The 15491-nt window shown below is 71.9% G+C and carries 16 protein-coding genes; 5 read left to right on the top strand and 11 right to left on the bottom strand.

Annotation, left to right across the window (positions count from 1 at the left end; translation table 11 throughout):
• Positions 1-40 precede the first annotated feature (40 nt).
• Positions 41-460, top strand: a complete 420-nt coding sequence (locus EDF47_RS05425; protein ID WP_131845900.1) for a VOC family protein — start codon at positions 41-43, stop codon at positions 458-460.
• Between the two features lie 22 nt (positions 461-482).
• Here the strand turns inward: EDF47_RS05425 and EDF47_RS05420 are convergent, their stop codons facing one another.
• Positions 483-1313: a putative RNA methyltransferase gene (locus EDF47_RS05420; protein ID WP_133937409.1), complete on the bottom strand. Its 831-nt coding sequence runs from the start codon at positions 1311-1313 to the stop codon at positions 483-485.
• Positions 1314-1348: 35 nt separating this feature from the next.
• Here EDF47_RS05420 and EDF47_RS05415 point away from each other — a divergent pair, with 35 nt between their 5' ends.
• The 4 genes from EDF47_RS05415 to EDF47_RS05400 are packed head-to-tail and all read left to right on the top strand — an operon-like array spanning position 1349 to position 4314.
• A complete protein-coding gene (locus EDF47_RS05415; protein WP_123937018.1) occupies positions 1349-2104 on the top strand; it encodes an SDR family oxidoreductase in 756 nt (251 codons plus the stop codon).
• Positions 2105-2153: 49 nt separating this feature from the next.
• Complete coding sequence (locus tag EDF47_RS05410) at positions 2154-2774, top strand: hypothetical protein (RefSeq protein ID WP_131920964.1); 621 nt, start codon at positions 2154-2156, stop codon at positions 2772-2774.
• A 51-nt stretch (positions 2775-2825) separates the two neighbouring features.
• Positions 2826-3764: an aldo/keto reductase gene (locus EDF47_RS05405; protein WP_131920962.1), complete on the top strand. Its 939-nt coding sequence runs from the start codon at positions 2826-2828 to the stop codon at positions 3762-3764.
• A 22-nt stretch (positions 3765-3786) separates the two neighbouring features.
• Positions 3787-4314: a GNAT family N-acetyltransferase gene (locus EDF47_RS05400; RefSeq protein WP_133937411.1), complete on the top strand. Its 528-nt coding sequence runs from the start codon at positions 3787-3789 to the stop codon at positions 4312-4314.
• Positions 4315-4407: 93 nt separating this feature from the next.
• Here the strand turns inward: EDF47_RS05400 and EDF47_RS05395 are convergent, their stop codons facing one another.
• From EDF47_RS05395 to EDF47_RS05350, 10 genes are all read right to left on the bottom strand, one after another.
• A complete protein-coding gene (locus EDF47_RS05395; protein WP_133985695.1) occupies positions 4408-4614 on the bottom strand; it encodes a hypothetical protein in 207 nt (68 codons plus the stop codon).
• A gap of 79 nt (positions 4615-4693) precedes the next feature.
• A complete protein-coding gene (locus EDF47_RS05390) occupies positions 4694-7861 on the bottom strand; it encodes a GH92 family glycosyl hydrolase (protein ID WP_243834013.1) in 3168 nt (1055 codons plus the stop codon).
• A 47-nt stretch (positions 7862-7908) separates the two neighbouring features.
• Positions 7909-9552 carry a serine/threonine-protein kinase gene (locus EDF47_RS05385; protein WP_133937415.1) on the bottom strand — a complete coding sequence of 548 codons (1644 nt, stop codon included), beginning with the start codon at positions 9550-9552 and terminating at the stop codon, positions 7909-7911.
• Positions 9553-9760: 208 nt separating this feature from the next.
• A complete protein-coding gene (locus EDF47_RS05380) occupies positions 9761-10582 on the bottom strand; it encodes a phosphatase PAP2 family protein (protein WP_131877758.1) in 822 nt (273 codons plus the stop codon).
• Positions 10583-10626: 44 nt separating this feature from the next.
• Positions 10627-10878, bottom strand: coding sequence for a hypothetical protein (locus tag EDF47_RS05375; protein WP_131877760.1), 252 nt, complete (start codon positions 10876-10878; stop codon positions 10627-10629).
• Between the two features lie 23 nt (positions 10879-10901).
• On the bottom strand, positions 10902-12587 hold the full coding sequence (locus tag EDF47_RS05370) for a bifunctional 3'-5' exonuclease/DNA polymerase (protein ID WP_133937417.1): 1686 nt from the start codon (positions 12585-12587) through the stop codon (positions 10902-10904).
• A 48-nt stretch (positions 12588-12635) separates the two neighbouring features.
• A complete protein-coding gene (locus tag EDF47_RS05365) occupies positions 12636-12842 on the bottom strand; it encodes a hypothetical protein (RefSeq protein WP_111083557.1) in 207 nt (68 codons plus the stop codon).
• 34 nt (positions 12843-12876) lie between these two features.
• Positions 12877-13650 (bottom strand): hypothetical protein, encoded by a 774-nt coding sequence (locus tag EDF47_RS05360; protein WP_131877764.1) that lies wholly within the window; start codon positions 13648-13650, stop codon positions 12877-12879.
• A complete protein-coding gene (locus tag EDF47_RS05355; protein WP_165901014.1) occupies positions 13647-14507 on the bottom strand; it encodes a carbohydrate ABC transporter permease in 861 nt (286 codons plus the stop codon). The genes EDF47_RS05360 and EDF47_RS05355 overlap by 4 nt, the downstream gene beginning before the upstream one ends.
• Entirely contained in the window at positions 14504-15481 is a 978-nt protein-coding gene (locus tag EDF47_RS05350; protein WP_111083559.1) for a sugar ABC transporter permease, read from the bottom strand. The genes EDF47_RS05355 and EDF47_RS05350 overlap by 4 nt, the downstream gene beginning before the upstream one ends.
• Positions 15482-15491 lie beyond the last annotated feature (10 nt).

Here is a 15491-nt window from a genome sequence, read left to right as displayed (position 1 = left end):
GCGGACACGATCTGACCGCATTGCCGGTCATCCTCGTTCCATGAGCATCGAAACGACACCCCACCTCAACTTCGACGGCAATGCCCGCGAGGCCCTCGACTTCTACGCATCGGTCTTCGGCGGCGAGGTCACCGCCGCCACCTACGGCCAGATGGGCGCCCTGGACGACCAGGCCTGGGCCGACCGCATCGTCTTCGGGCAGGTCTCCACCGACGCCGGGTTCCGGGTCATGGCCTTCGACGTCTGGCCCGGGCAGCCCTACGACCAGGGATCGAACGCGTTCTACGTGTTCGTGCACGGCGACGACACCGCCGAGATCGAGCGGTACTGGGCCGTGCTGTCAGACGGCGCCGAGATCCGGCAGCCCCTCGCTCCCTCGGCCTGGGCGCCGCTCGCCGGGCAGCTCCGCGACCGGTTCGGCGTGGTCTGGCAGCTCGACGTCGCCCCGGCCGACCGCTAGCTGTAGTTCCCCGTGGCCGCGGTCAGCGCGTCGGCGTCCACGTCGACACGGTGACCGCGGCCGTCACCGTCGCTGGGGCGAACGCCGCGTCCGGTGCGACGTGGTGGTGGCTCGGCCCCATGTGCACGACGTCGTGGACGTCCTCGGCGGAGAGGTCCATCGTCCAGGTCAGGTCCTCGGAGGACCGCAGGACGAACGACGGCGTGAGCGACTCGTGCAACCGGCGCTCCTTCTCCGGGTCGACGGAGATCGTCGCCTCGGCCAGCTCCGCCAGGTGGCCGGTGCGCGGGGTCACGACGACCAGCACGCCCTCGGGGTGCAGGACACGGGCGTACTCGGTCTGGTTGCGCGGTGCGAAGACATCGAGGACGACGGCGGCAGCGTGGTCGACGACCGGGAGGCGCTCGGTCACGTCCCCGACGACGGCTCCGGCACGTTCGTGGACGCGGGCCGCGCGGCGGATCGCGATCGCCGACAGGTCCAACGCGACCCCGAGCCTCCCGTCCGCACCGTCCGGAACGTGCGCTGCGTCCAGCGCATGCGCCAGGTAGGTCCCCGGACCGGACCCGACGTCGAGCACGATTCCGGGGGCCGCCGCCTCGGCGACGGCGTCGGCGAGCGCCCGCTCGACAGGCGCGTAGTGGCCCCGTCCCAGGAACCGCAGCCGCGCGTCGACCATCTCCGGGGTGTCCGCGGTGAGCGCCCGACGCTTCGCCGGCAGGAGCGTCAGGTGCCCCTGCTTGGCCTCGTCGAACCGGTGCCCGGTCGCACAGCCGACCTGGCCGCCGTCGACCCGACCGAGGGGCTCGGCGCACACGGGGCAGGCGAGCATCGGCAGCAGGTCGTCACGCACCGGCCCAGCGTACGGGGCCTCGCTAGCCTGGCCGGATGTCGCTGCAGCAGCTCTTCGGCCTCGACGGACGCACCGCCCTGGTGACGGGAGGCAGTTCCGGCATCGGACGCGCCATCGCCACCGCGCTCGCCGACGCGGGTGCGCACGTGCTCGTCGCTGCTCGGACACGGTCAACCATCGACGCGACGGTCGACGACGTCCGCGCCGCTGGAGGATCGGCCGACGGCATCGTCGCCGACCTGTCCTCGCGCGCCGGAGCACACGCACTCGCCGATGCGGCGGGCGACGTCGACGTCCTCGTGAACTCCGCGGGGATCAACCTCCGGCCGCCGATGGCCGACCTCGACGAGGACACCTGGGACGCCACGATGGCCGTGAACCTCGACGCACCCTTCGTGCTCGGCCAGCGGCTCGCGCCCGGCATGGCCGCGCGCGGCCACGGCCGGATCATCAGCATCAGCTCGCAGCAGGCGCACCGTCCGTTCGCCTCGAGTGGCGCGTACGGGGTCTCCAAGGCAGGCCTGGAGGCACTGGCCCGGTCCCAAGCGGAGGCCTGGTCCGCGCAGGGGGTCACCTCCAACGTCCTCATCCCCGGTTTCGTACGGACGCCGCTCAACGAGCGGCTCGGTTCCGACCCGGCCGCGGTGTCAGCCCTCGCGGCGCGGACGCTGGTCGGCCGGAACGGACTCGCTTCGGACTTTGCCGCCGCTGCCGTGTTCCTCGCCGGCCCTGGTTCGGCGTACGTCACGGGGCAGTCCATCGCGGTCGACGGCGGGTTCTCCGTCCACTGACCTCGAGGTGCGCCGACGACAGGGTGCTGCGCAGCAGTACGGTCAGGACATGGCAGTCATCGAGCAGGCAACGCTCCGCCCCTCCAAGGCCGAGGCGCTCGCCGCCTGGCTGCCCGACCAGGCGTGGAGCGGCGTCGTCGCGGGAGCGCCGCTGCAGGTCGTCGGGCAGTTCCGGTTCGACGACCCCGCCGGCGAGGTCGGCGTCGAAGTGCTGCTCGCCCGCACCGAGGACGGCCGGGTCCTGCAGGCGCCACTGACCTACCGGGATGCACCGCTGCCCGGCGCCGACGCGTTCCTGGTCACCGAGATGGACCACTCCGTGCTCGGGCGACGCTGGGTGTACGACGCCGTGGGCGATCCGGTCCACGCCGACGTCCTGCGCCGGGCGATCGTCACCGGCGGGCACGAAGCGGAGCTCGAACTGGCGAACGATGCCGGACGGCGGCCGAAGGACGCCTGGGCCCACGGCAGCGGCTCCGAACCCGACTCCCCCGATGTCACCTCGGTGCACGCGACCACGACGGGCGCGGTGACGTCGATCGCGACCGACCACGGCACGATCGTCATCGCTCGGGTCGTCGGCACCGCCCTGCCCGAGGGCGAGAAGCTGACCGGTACGTGGACGGACGACTCCGGAGTGCTCGCCGTCCTGCTGCCCGAACGCGCCTGAGGTACTGGCAGGGCCTGCCTGCACCGGGGACCGGCTGGCAGGATCGGGGGCGTGAAGACACTGGAGTTGCCACAGACCGACCTCACCGCATCCGACGTCGTCGTCGGCTTGATGCGGATCAACGACATGAGCGACGAGGACATCCGCGCGCTCTACAGCGCCTCGCGTGACGCGGGCGTGAACATGTTCGACCACGCCGCGGTGTACGGCGAGTGGCACGGCTGCGAGGAGCGGTTCGGTGCCGCCGTGACGCTGTCACCGTCGGAGCGTGCCGAGATCGTGCTGCAGACCAAGGTCGGCATCCGTCCGACCCCGAACGGCGCGTACTTCGACTTCTCGTACGAGCACATCCTCGAGTCGGTCGAGGAATCGCTCACCGCGCTGCAGACCGAGTACATCGACATCCTGCTCCTGCACCGCCCCGACGCCTTGGTGGAGCCGGAAGAGGTCGCAAAGGCCTTCGACGAGCTGCACGCCGCCGGCAAGGTGCACCACTTCGGGGTCTCGAACCACACCCCTGGCCAGGTCGACCTGCTCAAGAAGCACGTCCAGCAGCCGCTCGCCTTCAACCAGGTGCAGCTGAGCATCACGCACGCCAACGTCATCTCGCAGGGCCTCACGGCGAACATGGGTGGCCTCGACCAGTCGATCTCCCGCGACAACGACATCCTCAACTACTCGCGGATCAACGACATCACGCTGCAGGCCTGGTCGCCGTTCCAGAAGGGGTTCTTCGACGGCGTCTTCCTCGGCGACCGCGAACAGTACGCCGACCTCAACGACGTCCTCGAGGAGATCGCCGCCGCGCACGGGGTCACCCCGACCGGCATCGCCGTCGCCTGGATCACCCGGCACCCCGCGCACTTCCAGGTCGTCCTCGGCACGACGAACCCGCAGCGCGTGCGCGACTCGGCGGCCGGCTCGGACGTCGAGCTGTCGCGCGAGGAGTGGTACCGCATCTTCACCGCCGCGGGGCACACCGTCCCGTGAGTCCATCGGGCAGGGTGGAGTCGTGCTCCACGACCTCACCCTGCCCGTCCGCCTGTCCGCCCGCGCCGGTTCGGTGGTGGTGCGGAACGCGGCCGACGGCGACCTCGACGCCCTGATGGCGCTGTTGTCCGACGACCCGATCAGTGCCGCCCGCGGGGACGTCGCCGCCCCGGAAGACCGCCCGCAGTACGACGCGGCCCTTCGATCGATCACCGACGACCCGGCGAACGCGCTGCTCGTCGCCGAGGACGAGGCCGGTCGGCTCGTCGGCACGCTGCAGCTCACCCGGATCCCGGGCATGGCTCGCCGGGGTTCGACGCGGCTGCTCGTCGAGGCCGTCCGCGTGAGCAGTGCGCTCCGCTCGGGCGGCATCGGCAGCGCGCTGATGCGCTGGGTGACCGACGTCGCAGCGCCGGACCTCGGGACCCCGCTCGTGCAGCTCACCTCGGACGCCGCCCGGACGGATGCGCACCGGTTCTACGAGCGCCTCGGATTCACCGCGTCCCACGTCGGCTTCAAGTACCGCGTCCCAGACTCTTCCGCGCGCTGACGTTCTTTCCCAGAGCGCGCGCGATGCAAGACGGTTTCGGGCGTACCTGGTCGAAACTTCCGACCAGGTACGCCCGATTCGACCAGGTACGCCTCAGTCGGCGGAGGCCGGGGTCCCCGAGGATGGGACGCGCACGTCGACCGGGGACACCGCGGCGGGGTCGGCGGAGGCACCACCCACGACGTCGAAGGAGATCCCGAGCATCGCCGGGTCCTCGTCGAGCTCCAGCCCGTCCTCGCGGACCTGGTCCTCCGGGATTGCACGGCCACCAGACGGGTCCCACGAGTTCGCGATCGACATGCCGACGAGCATGCCGGGCGACCTTGAGTGCCGCCTCTGAACCGCCGTAGAGCGAGCGATCAGTCGCGGTGGCCGGCGGTCAGGAACGATCCGCCGCGATCAGCTCGAGCTGCGTCAACCCGACGTCGGTACCCGCCGTGAACACGAACGACGAGCCGCCGCCGATGATCCGGAACACCCGGGTCTGCCCGGGCCAGGTGAACTCGGCGCCGTCGACGGCCGTGACGGTCTCGCCGAGGGACACCTGCCACGAGTACGAACCCGGGGTCGCCACCGTCACGGTGTACAGCGACGCGGCGGGGCAGTCCACGTCGAACGCCACCGACTCCCCCGCGGCGAGCGCCGTGACGGTCCGCCCGGTGTCGTCGACCAGTGCCGACGAGCCCTCCGACGACGTCCCGACGGGCAGCAGGTCGACCGGGGCGTCCCGGTAGCCGTGGACCTCGGAGGCCGACACCGGCCGGGTGTCCGATGCCCAGCCCTGCGGTTCGGACGACAGCGTGAAGACGATGTGCGACGCCGACACCACCACGTGGTGCGGGATGCTGACGGACGTCCAGGGCGAGCCGTCGACCGTCACCGACGCCACGTAGGCACCTGCGGAACCGTCGGCGACCTCGATGACGGTGGGCGTTCCTCCCGGTTGCTGCAGCACCGTCCTGCGGACCGACGGCGGCACGAGCACGTAGGTGCCCGTGGACGGCGCCAGCGGGTACAGGCCGATCGTCGCGAAGACGTACCAGGCACTCATCTCGCCGTTGTCCTCGTCGCCGGGGTAGCCCTGGCCGAGGTCGGAGCCGACGAACAGCCGCTCGAGCGACTCCCGGACGATTCGGTGCGCGTCGTCGTGCCGACCGGTGAACATCGGGAAGAACGGGATGTGGTGCGCCGGCTGGTTGGACAGGCCGAGCATGCCCATCCGGACGTCGCGGGCCTCGGTCATCTCGTGGATGGGGAAGCCGTACGCGCCGGAGCGGATGGTCGCGCCGGTCTCGGGTGTCGCGAAGAACGCGTCGAGCGCGGCGTCGAACCGTGCCGGTCCGCCGTGCAGGTCCACGATGCCCGCGCCGTCGTGGGGTGCGGTGAAGGCCGTGCCCCACGCGTTCGTCTCGGTGTAGTCGTCGCCCCAGTCGCGCGGGTCGAACTCGGTGCCGACCCGCCACGAGCCGTCGGGGTCGCGGCCGATGAAGAAGCCCCGCTCGGAGTCGAACACGTGCCGGTACTGCAGGGATCGCCGGGCGAACCACTCCGCCTCGGCCTCGTACCGGGACAGGTCGGCGGGCGTGGCCGCCCGCGACGCGAGCAGCCCCGCCATCACCGCGAGTCCCCAGTCGTTGATGGCGGCGTCCAGGGTCCAGGACATCCCCTCGGACGTCGCGGTGTCGACGTGGCCGCGGAAGGCGCCCGGGAGGCTCCCCTTGCGTCCGACGCGCTCGTCGCGCGGCGGGACGGTCGCGTTGCGGACCGCGCTCCGGTACGCCTCGGCGAGGTCGAACCCGGTGACGCCCTTCGCCGCGAGGTCGGCGAAGACGGTGTCGCTCGTGGTGCCCGTCATGCAGTCCTCGGCGCCGGGGGCGCTCCAGCGCGGCGTCCACCCGCCGTCGTGGTGGTGCTCGACGAAGCCCTGCGCGAGCTCGCCGGCGGTCTCCGGGGTGAGGAGTCCGAGGAGCGGCCAGGCGGTGCGGTAGGTGTCCCAGAACCCGTTCGTGGTGGTGAACGATCCCTCGACGACCTCCGGCCCGGGCTCGTCGCGGATCGGGTCGGCGAGGACGGCTCCGTACGGGGAACGGTGGTGCGGCGACCCGGTCAGGGCGGTCTCGCCGGCACGGTTCGGGTAGAGGAACAGCCGGTACAGGCCGGAGTACAGGCTCGTCAGCTGGTCCGGGGTGGCTCCGTCGAACGACAGGGTCGCGAGCTTCTCGGTCCAGAGTGCCTCGGCGCGGGTGCACATGGCGTCGAAGGAGCCGGCGGCGTCGAGGTTCGCGCGGGCGTCCTCGATCGAGACGGTCGAGATGCCGAGCAGGACGTCGACCGCTCCGTCGCCGTCGACGGCCAGCCAGCCGCGCAGCTCGTGCTCGCCGGTGCTGGTGTGGTCCGCGGTCACGTGCGGGATCCGGACGTGCACGTGGTGCGGCGGGGTGCCGGGGCGGTCGTCGAGCAGGGCCTCCACCACGGCGGTGCCGTCGGTCACGGTCACGGAGACGTCGGAGATCCACCCGTGGTGGTCGAGCACGATGCTGCGGGTACCGGTGAACCGGAAGCCGAGGGCGAACTCCCCCGCGGTCATCTCGGCCGTCACACCCTGGTCGAGGGCGACCCGGTACCGGTGCGGACCGTCGAGTTCGTCGTCGTGGTCGAAGCCGAGCGCGCGGGCGGCTCGGTCGACGTCGGGGGTGTCGAGCGGCGACGGCATGACCTGGAACACGCCGCGGTCCCCCATCCACGGCGACGGGATGTGACTCGTCGCGAACGCCTGGATCGCCGGTCGGACCCGCCCGTCGGCGTCGGTGCGCGCGTGCTCCTGGTACGCGTACGGCCAGCGGTTGCTCGACGCGTCGGTCATCGGCAGGCCGAAGACCCCGCCGTGCGGGATGCCGACGAGCGGCGCGTTGTTGCCGCGGGAGAACCGTGACGAAGCCTGCGTGCCGCGGGTCGTGCGGACGTGGTCGAGCGGCGTGACCGGTGCCGGCCGTGCCGGGGCGATCCGGACGTCGTCGAGCCAGCCGCGCAGGGCTGGACGCTCCCCGTCGGCGTCCGACGGCTGTGTGTCGGAGCCGAGCCGGGCCTCCAGTCGGTCGACGACCAGCCCCGCGAACGGCGTGAGGTCCACCGCGCGACGGTTCCACTGGTCGACCCACTGCTTGCGGGCCGCGTCCTGCGCCTCGGGCGTGAGCGCGTCGCCGTATTGGTCGCGGGCGTGTCCGCCGTGCGCGGCCGCGTGCTCGCTCAGTCGTGTGCCGTCGGTGAAGACGACGTCCACGGTGAAGGCCGTGGCGTCCCAGAAGTGCGGCAGGTTCGCCTCGGTGGGCTCGGCGGCGCCCTGCGGGAGCGTGCGTTCGGGGAACCAGACCCACGACAGTTCGTCGCCGGGTGCGACCACCCGGCCACCGGCCCCGGGGACGAGCGCCACGACAGCGCCGTCACCCGCGGGTCGTTCGACCAGCCACCCCTCCGATGATCCGAAGCCGACACCGTTCCGCGCCGCGACGGCCGTCGTCGGCCCACCGCTCCGTTGCAGTTCTCGCACGGGTCCAGCGTATTTGGTCCAGCGTCTGGACGAAAACGCTCGGCGTGTCAGCCCTTGTTCTGCCCGGGCGCGTTCTCCGAGTTGCCCGGACCGGCGTCCGCTGAGGTGTCGGTCGTCGTGTCGGTCGTCGTGTCGGCTGCGCCGTCGGCCGGGTCGGCGCCGTCCTGCGGCTCCTGCACCGGGTTCGAGACCGGCGCGCTCGGCTCCGGACCGACCGACGGCTCCTGGCTGGGCTCGGCGGGCTCGCTCGGCTGTTCAGCGGGCTCGGACGGCTGCTCGGCCGGCTCGGAGGGCTGCTGCTCGGCCGGCTCGCTCGGCTGCTGCTGCTCCTGGCTCGGCTGCTGCTCCTCGCTCGGCTGCTGCTCCTCGCTGGGCTGCTGCTCCGTCGGCGCTGTCGAGTTCGTGTCCGTCGGAGCCGGTGTGCCGTCGTCGTCGCCGTTCAGTGCGAACACTGCGACCCCGATGCCGACCAGCACCAGGACGACCACGACGATCGCCGTGATGATCGGCCCCTTGCGTCGCTTCTCGCGCTTCGCCGGGTCGTCACCGGAGCCCGGACGGACGGGTGGGGCCGCGGGTGGCACGCCGCCACCGCCGGTCGGACCGCCGGTGCCGCGCTGGGCACCGAGGACGGTGGTCGACACGTCGTCCGCGGCGTTCGGCTGCTGGGCGTCCATGACGCGGGTCGCGTCGTCCGCGCCCGGCTGTCCACCCGGACGGGAGGCACCACTCGCCGGCATCACGCGGGTCGCGTCGTCCGCGTGCGCGGCCATCGGAGCCGTGGCTGCGGCGGCGGCACCGGCCGCGGCTGCTCCGGCTGCCGCGCCGGCACCGGCTGCCGTCAACGTGCCGGGACCGCCGGGCAGGAGCTGCGTGGCGGGCCCGGGCTCGTCGCGGCCCAGGGCGCGGAGTCGTTCGGCTGCCTCGGCCGCGCTCGGGCGCTCGGACGGGTCCTGCGCGGTCATCACGTGCAGGAGCGTGCGCCACGCCGTCGGCAGGTGCTGGTCGATCTCCGGGCTGCGGGTGAGTCGCGCGGTCGCGGACTCGATCGCGCTGCCCGGGAACGGTGTCTTGCCGGTCAAGCACTCGAGCAGCACCAGCCCGAGCGCGTAGACGTCGGCCTTGCCGGTGATCTCCTGCGCCAGGACCTGCTCCGGCGCGAGGTACGCGGCCGTCCCCATCACGGTGCCCGTCCCCGTCACGCGCGAAGCGTCTCGGAGCAGGGCGATGCCGAAGTCGGCGAGCTTGACGTGGCTGCCGTCGCGCTCGAGCAGCACGTTGGCGGGCTTCACGTCGCGGTGGACGATGCCCTGGGCGTGCACGGCGCTCAGCCCGTCGGCCACCTGTGCGCCGACGCGGGCGGCGGTCGTGGGGTCGAGCGGTCCTTCGCGCAGTCGGGTGGCCAGGTCGCTGCCGGGCACGAGCTCCATGACGAGGTACGAGTCCCCGTCCTCGTCGTCGAGGGCAGCGTCGTACAGGGTGACGAGGGCTGGGCTGCGCAGTGTCGCGAGCGTCTGGATCTCCGACTCGGCGCGGGCGCGTTCACCGTGGTCGACCGGTCCGATGCGGAACACCTTGACGGCGACCTCTCGGCCGAGCTGCTCGTCGACCGCCCGGTACACGGACGCCATGCCACCGTGTCCGAGCGTGCCCGTGACGCGGTACCTGCCGCCGAAGACCCGTTCTTCCATGACGGGCAACCTACCGGTAGCGGCTGACGGCCCCGCTCATCCGTCGGGCCTCGGCGCTTGGTGAGCAGAAGGTGTCGAGTCCATTCGACTGACTCGACGTCTTCTGCTCACGAGATGTGCGCGAGGCTTCACTGCCGGTCGTCTCACGCCGCTCAGAGGGGAGTCGTTCAAGTTTTGGAGCAGTAACTGGAACCGGGAACGCGTCGGTTCAAGTCTTCTTGACGATGTCGCCGTCCGGGGTGGGCTCGGCGCCGTGGCGGAGCGCCGTCAGGTACAGCCGGTGCGCCGTGATCACGAGGGCGAGCCAGGCGAGCCCCAGCGCCCACGCCGCGAGGACATCGGTGAGCCAGTGGTGCCCGAGGAACACCCGCGAGGCCCCGACCGACAGCACGAACAGGGTCCCGACGACGATCGTCCACACCCGCGTGACGACCCGCGACTGCCGCAGGAGCAACAGGTACACGATCGTGCCCACGATCACCGTCGCGTTGAGGGTGTGGCCGGACGGGAACGACGGCGAGTGCTCGTACGGCGGCACCGCGTCGGAGAGCGGCGGACGCGCTCGACCGATGAGGTCCTTGCCCGCGATCGTCATCAGCAGCGAGCCGCCACTCGCCGCGACGAGCAGCACCAACGGGGTCCACGCCCGACGCTGGATGGTGAACCCGACCAGGAACCCGAGGGCGACGATGGGCATGCCGATCGTGCCCGCGATGTCGGTCCACCACGTGACCAGGCGATCCCCCACGGGCGACCGGAGGGTGAGTGCCCAGTCGAGCACCGGGCGGTCGAGCACGGCGACGTCGTCGGCTTCGCGGACGGCGTCGTAGACCTCGGAGGCGAGCCAGGTCGCGACGACGGCGATGCCGATCCCGACGGCCAGCGTGAGCAGCAGGAGCGGCATCGCGCCGTACCGGTGGCCGAGCGTGGTCCACCCCTGCGCGGTCGCCCGGCCCGCGCGGGTGCGCCAGCGGGTGAGGTCGACCTCGCCGACGGTGCGGTCGGCGGCGTCCCCGCGTTCGGTGTCCATCCGTCCAGCCTGCCCGAAGCGCCCGGGAACCGCCGAGGCCGCGACTACTGCCTGCTCGCCCGGCGAGACCGCTGGAGGATGACGAGCCCGATGGTCACACCGACCGCGGTCATGAACGGGGTCATGAACCACGCGATGACGATCGGGACGGCCCGCTCCGCCGGCGCCTCGACGTGGAGCATCAACGACAGGGCGACGATCGGCAACGCGATCGTGGCCACCCAGCAGACCACCACCAGCACCGTGAGCAGTACGGCGGCACCCCGGTGGTCTGACCTTCGGTACGGAGTCGTCACGACACCATGCAACCAGGTACCGGTCAGTCCTTCGCCTCGGAGTACGCCCCCACCACCGCGACCGACAGCGGGAACGTCACCGGGAAGTCCTGGAACAACAGCCGACCGGCGTCGACCGCGGCCTCGCGGATCTGCGTCGCCACCCACTCGGCGTGCTCCTCCGGCGCGTGCACCACGATCTCGTCGTGCACGAAGAACACCAGGTGCGGCCCGTCCGTAACCGCCCCGGGGAACCGAGCGGTGAGCCGGGAGCGCAACGACCCCATCCACGCGAGCGCCCACTCGGCCGCGGTCCCCTGCACCACGAAGTTCCGGGTGAACCTCCCCCAGCTCCGCGCCCGGGACTCGACGGCACGCTGCATCGCCGGCGTCCCCTCGACCGTGTAGGCCTGGTTCCTGGCCTCGAACCACGACGACTCCGGAACGGGTGACGTCCGACCGAGCAACGTCGTGACGGCTTCGCCCCGCTCCCCCGCGCGTGCGGCGCGTTCGACCAGGTCGAGCGCACGCGGGAACGCCCGCACCAGGCGCGGGACGAGCCGACCACCCTCGCCCTGAGTGGCGCCGTACATCGCGCCCAGCATGGCCACCTTCGCCTGCTGCCGGGTCTCGACTGCGCCCGAGGCCACGACGCCGTCGTACAGGTCGCGTCCGTCGCCCGCGGAGGCCATCGCCCGGTCGCCGGCCATCGCGGCGAGCACGCGCGGTTCCAGCTGCGCAGCGTCGGCCACGACGAGCTTCCAGCCCGGGTCGGCGATGACGGCCCCGCGGATGCCCTTCGGCAGCTGCATCGCTCCCCCGCCGTCGGCTGCCCAGCGCCCGGTGACGACGCCGCCGACCACGTACTTCGGGTGGAACCGGCCGTCGCGCACCCAGTCGTCGAGCCACGTCCAACCGTTCGCCGTCAGGAGCCGCGCGAGTCGCTTGTACTCGAGCAGCGGTTCGATGACGGGGTGCTCGATCTCCTGCAGCTCCCACTTGCGGGTGCTCGTCACCATGAGCCCGGCACGGCGCAACGACCGCAGGACGTCGGCCGGCGAGTCCGGGTTGAGCGTCGGGTCGTCGAGGCGCTCGCGGACGACGGTGGCGATCTCCTCGAGCCGGCGCGGCCGCACGCCGTACGGGACGCGCGGTCCGAGCGTCTCCTCGAGCAAGCGTTCGTGCACGTCGGCACGCCACGGCAGCCCTGCGTGCAGCATCTCCGCCGCGACGAGGGCTCCGGCAGACTCCGCCGTCGTCAGCAGGCGGAGGGCACCGGGCGACGTCGACGTCGCGACCGCCGCGAGCTGGGCCCGGAACTCGGCGACCGGGTCGACGTCGTCGTCCGGCACCGAAGCGGTGAACAGGGCGTCGTCGAAGAGCTGGGCCTGCGTCGGCCGGACGACCCGGGCCTCCGCCACCGGAGCGTCGAGCGCGTCCGCCGGTGCCGCCGCGAGTGCGGAGCCACGCGCGGCCAGCGCTGCGCGGAGGATCCGTCGGCACAACCGCAGGTCGACGCAGCGCCCCACGCGTCCGCCGGCGGCGAGCACGGCCGGGTACCAGCGCGCGGTGTCGTCCCACACCCAGCGCACGCTCGGTGCGTCGTGCGCCGCGACGAAGGCCGGGAGGCCCGACTCGTCCACGCGCATCGGCTCACCGTCAGCGGTCCCCGAGTCGGTCAGGGGCGTCGCGAGGACGCCGCCGTCGACGCGGCGGAGGACGAGGTGCACGGAACGATCATGCCGTGCCCCACCGTCACCGGCTGACGGGGTGACGGATCAGGCGCGCTTCGGACCGCCGGGGCGCACGGCTGCGGTGTCGGCCACGTCGATGCGGACGTCGCCGTCCTCGGCGCGGGACACCTCGACCCGGGGGTCGGCGTCGTGCGCGTCGGACCCGGACATGCGTCGGAAGGTGTCCTGGCGTCGTTCCTCGAACGTCATGTCCACGCCGTCGTCGAGGTGGTCGTGGTCGGGCTTCGTCATGCGCTGCACGGTACGCGCTGACTGCTGCGCGCGATCAGACGACGGGTGCGGTGCCGGTCCGTTCGGTCCAGTGCGCGCCCGCCGCCCACCGGTCGAGCACCGCACGGGGCAGGCGACCGGACGCGTTCGAGGCGCGCGCGGTGGCCAGCGGCACACCGAACACGAACTTCGCCACGCTCTCGTCACCCTCGGCGGCGTCGTGCGGGCCGGGTGGCGCGAGCCGGAACCGTCGCGCGAAGCGCACCAGGTTCGCGTCGGGATCGAGCACCGTGGCCAGACCGGGATCGAGGATCCACGAGCGGCACTGCCACCGATCGGCGACGAGCGCCGGCGCGAGGGCGCGCAGGACCTCCGGCGCGCGGGAGAACGACCGGTCGCAGGCGTCCGGATCGAGCGGCCCGGTCTCCGGGACGTGGACGCCCCAGGCCGGCTGGCCGTCCGGCAGGTGGTCGCCGAGTTCGTACTGGAGGCGCCCCACGGCCACCACGCGACCGGTCGCCACCGCGACGAGCCAGTCCACCCCCGTGCCACGCAGACCGTACCGGTCGAGTTTTCGGCCGACGTCGGCGACGGACGCCTCCGCCAGGCTGCGCGGGAGTCCCCGCGCTTCGAGCCCCGCGGCGTTGCCGGGCACGGACGCGCGGAGCGCGGCGACCAGCAGGGCGTCCCGCTGGGCGGGCTCCGCGTCGACGACGGTGGCGGCCAGTGCGGCCGCCACCGTGGCGGAGTCGTCCGGCGACCCCACGGCGGCGGCGAGGACCGCGACGGACGCGGGACGGGCCTCCTGGCCGGGGGTGTCGGCGGTCACTTCAGACCGGACGAGGCGAGCCCGTCCATCACCCGCCGCTGCAGGACGATGAACATGATGAGCACCGGGGCCATGGCCATCAGGCTCGCGGCCATGAGCACCGGGTAGTCGATCGTCCGGTCGCTCGACAGCGTCGCGAGTCCTGCGGCGAGGGGCATGTCCTCGGCACGAGTCGAGACGACGAGCGGCCAGAGCAGCTCGTTCCACGACCACAGCACCGTCGTGATCGCGAGCACGCTGATCGAGGGACGGGCGAGCGGCAGCATGATCCGCCAGAACGTCTGGAACGGGTTCGCGCCGTCCATGCGCGCAGCCTCTTCGAGCTCGGGCGGCATGTTCAGGAACGCCGTCCGCATCAGGAAGGTGCCGAACGCGCTGAACAGGCCCGGCGCGACGATCCCCATCAGGGTGTCGAGCCATCCGAGCCCCTGCACGATCTGGTACTGCGAGATCAGGTAGACCTGCGACGGCACGAGCAGGATCGACAGCACGATCGCGAGCAGGATCGCCCGGCCGCGGAACCGCATGCGGGCGAAGGCGTAGCCGGCGAGCGTGCAGAGCACGATCTGCGCGAGGGTGCGGATGATCGTGACGTACACGGACGTGCCGAGCTGGCTGAGGAACGGCAGACGCTCGAACACCTGCGCGTAGTTCTGCCACTGCAGCTCCCCCGGCCAGAACGTCGGCGTGACGGACTGCACCTGGGCGTTCGTGGACAGCGACATGATGATCTGCCACACGAACGGGAACGCCATCGCGAAGCCGCCGACGCCGAGGACGACGTGGATCCACCAGTGACTGCCGCCGCGACGACCGGGCCGGCGTGCTGCCCGTGGCGGTGTGACGGTTGCGGTCATGCCTGCACCCACTTCCGTTGGACACGGAACTGCACGAGCGTGACGATGCCGATGAGCAGGAAGATCACCATGGCGATCGCGGCCGCGAAGCCCTTGTCGTTGTCGATGAACCCGGCGCTGTAGAAGTAGAAGACGAGCGACATCGTCTTCGGGATCACCGGGTTGGTGCTGCCGAGGATGGCGTAGAGCAGGTCGAACAGCTGGAAGCTCGAGATCGTCGTGACGATGACCACGAAGAAGATGCTCGGGCTGAGCAGCGGGACCGTGACGGAGCGGAACTGCCGCCAGCGGCTCGCGCCGTCGAGCTCGGCGGCCTCGTACAGCTCAGGTGGGATGTCCTTGAGGCCCGCGCCGAGGATGATCATCGAGAACCCGAGGGACGACCACAGGCCGACGAAGCTCACCGCGACGAGCGCGAACCCGGGCGTCGAGATCCAGTACGGACCGTCGATGCCGAACAGTCCGATGAACCAGTTCACGATGCCGTAGTCGCCGTTGAACATGATGCGCCAGACGAGGGCGATCGCGGCCGGCATGGCGACGTAGGGCAGGAAGAAGAGCACCCGGTAGAACTGCGCGAACCGCAGGCCCGGGGTGTTCAGCAGGCTGGCGAGCCACACCGCGATCGGGATGCCGGCCAGCACGATGACCGTGTAGACGATCGTGTTGAGCAGCGACTGGTACAGCTGCGGGTCACCGGCGAGCCGGACGTAGTTCGCGACGCCGCTGAACGTCGCACCGCCGAACACGCCCCAGCTGGTGAAGGAGTACCAGAACGTCTGGATGATCGGCCAGATGTAGAACGTGCCGACGCCGATGAGCAGCGGCAGGACGAACAGCCACGGCCACCAGCCGTCGGTCCGTCGGGGTGCGCGCTTGCCGCCGGCCGTCGGGCCGGGGGCGCCCCGCCCGGACGAACGCGTCGTCCGGGCGGGGGTGGAGGCGGCCTGCGGCCGCTCGGTGTTGATCGTCATCGGCTCGGGA

It is taken from the genome of Curtobacterium sp. PhB190 (genome assembly GCF_004365385.1).
Taxonomy (GTDB): Bacteria; Actinomycetota; Actinomycetes; order Actinomycetales; family Microbacteriaceae; genus Curtobacterium.
The sequence above is the reverse complement of the archived record's forward strand: the minus strand, read 5'-3'. Positions and strand labels throughout refer to the sequence as shown.